2 protein-coding genes are annotated in these 1,965 nt (G+C 68.8%); one reads left to right on the plus strand and one right to left on the minus strand.

The window, feature by feature from the left end:
* Positions 1 to 324: 324 nt before the first annotated feature.
* Positions 325 to 705, minus strand: a complete 381-nt coding sequence (locus tag AN218_RS29900; RefSeq protein ID WP_070020186.1) for an STAS domain-containing protein — start codon at positions 703 to 705, stop codon at positions 325 to 327.
* Positions 706 to 964: 259 nt separating this feature from the next.
* Between AN218_RS29900 and AN218_RS29905 the strand changes: the two genes are divergently transcribed.
* Positions 965 to 1,906 (plus strand): RNA polymerase sigma factor SigF, encoded by a 942-nt coding sequence (locus tag AN218_RS29905; RefSeq protein ID WP_079132736.1) that lies wholly within the window; start codon positions 965 to 967, stop codon positions 1,904 to 1,906.
* Positions 1,907 to 1,965 lie beyond the last annotated feature (59 nt).

Genomic DNA, 1,965 nt, shown 5'->3' on the forward strand with positions numbered 1-1,965 from the left:
CCGGCCCCGCCGAGGCACCCGCCACACCACCCAGGGCTCCGGCGCTCCCGGCCCCGGCGGCCGCCGTCGCGGCGCCCTCGGGCTCCGGACCGCAGTCGCCCGCCGGATACGGCCGGGTGGTGCTCATCAGCGGTTCACCTCACCGATCACCGATAGTGCCTCTCTCGCCGCGTCCCGTGCCCGCGAGCGGCAACCGCACGTGTCTGACTGGCTCAGAGGATCTCCTGCCCTACGGGACCGTGAGAACACCCACCGAATCGAGGCGAGTGATGTGACACGTGTAACTCCCGCGTAGCGGCCCGTACACACACGACGCAACCCGCATCACGCTTCCGCCACGTCGGTCAGCGCCGCGTCGAGGTCGTCGTGCAGGGTGAAGACCGCACCCGCGCCCGTGATCTCGAAGACCCGGGAGACGACGGGACGCATCCCCGCCAGGTGGACGCCGCCGCCCGCGGCCTCGGCCTTCAGCCGGGCGCCGAGCAGGACGTTCAGCCCCGTCGAGTCGCAGAACTCCAGGCCCGCGCAGTCCACCACCAGGCGGCTGCCGCCCTCCGCGAGGGCCCGTTCCAGGGCCTCGGTGAGCAGATGGGCGGTGTGGTGGTCGAGCTCACCCTCGGGGGTCACGACGGCACTGCCACCCTGGTGCCGTACGTCGACCGTCAGCCGACCCCGGCTCGTACTGCCGGGCATCCCGCGGTCCATGCACACCCCTCTTGATTGCCGAAGCGCCGTCTCTTCTTCCCCCGTGAACCGACTCGAACCCTACGCCTTCACCGGCGCCACCGGTAGACGAACAACCCACACATTGGGGCAAATTCGGACATTTAGCACTTGCCATGCGCGTACACGAGCGGGTAGGCGTATAGGGATACAGAAACACGTCGGCTTTGGAGGCGCCGCACCTTCGTAGTGCACGTCACGGCTTCGGCGGCCATATGCCGAGATGATGGAGGACGTCAGCATGTCACCCAGGCTCGACTCAGGGATACCGGACACCGTCACCGGCCCGGCCCTCCCGGAACAGCGCGATGCGGAGCGGATCGTCCCGGAACAGGTGCCGGAACCCACGAGCCCGGAAGCGGTCGAGGAGATCCTCGACCAGCTCCAGCTCCCGGAGATCCCACCGTACGACGAGGTGGGCCCGGTCGATGCGCGGGCCATGTCGAAGACCCTCTTCAAGCGTCTCGAGAAGCTGGACGAGGGCACCCACGAGTTCGCCTACGTGCGCAACACCCTCGTCGAACTCAACCTCGCACTGGTGAAGTTCGCCGCCTCCCGCTTCCGCTCCCGCAGCGAGCCGATGGAGGACATCGTCCAGGTCGGCACGATCGGCCTCATCAAGGCGATCGACCGCTTCGAGCCCGAACGCGGCGTGGAGTTCCCGACGTTCGCGATGCCGACCATCGTCGGCGAGATCAAGCGCTTCTTCCGTGACACCTCCTGGTCCGTACGCGTACCGCGCCGCCTCCAGGAACTGCGGCTGGACCTGGCCAAGGCCGGCGACGAGCTGGCCCAGAGCCTCGACCGCGCGCCCACGATGGAGGAGCTGGCCGAGCGCCTCGACATCACCGTCGAGGAGGTCGTCGAGGGCATGGCGGCCAGCAACGCCTACACCGCCAGCTCCCTGGACGCGCAGCCCGAGGAGGACGACTCCGAGGGCACCCTCGCGGACCGGATCGGGTACGAGGACAACGGTCTGGAGGGCATCGAGTACGTCGAGTCCCTCAAGCCGCTCATCGCCGAACTCCCCGCCCGCGACCGCACGATCCTCTCCCTGCGCTTCGTCGCCAACATGACGCAGAGCGAGATCGGCGAGGAGCTGGGCATCTCCCAGATGCACGTCTCACGGCTGCTGTCCCGCACGCTGAAGAGACTGCGCAAGGGCTTGATGATCGAGGAGTGACGCGCGCGGCACCTCCGTGCAGACGCGGCGGGCCGTCCCGGCCAGGACCGGGGCGGCCC

Source organism: Streptomyces nanshensis (assembly GCF_001751255.1).
GTDB classification, from domain to species: domain Bacteria; phylum Actinomycetota; class Actinomycetes; order Streptomycetales; family Streptomycetaceae; genus Streptomyces; species Streptomyces nanshensis_A.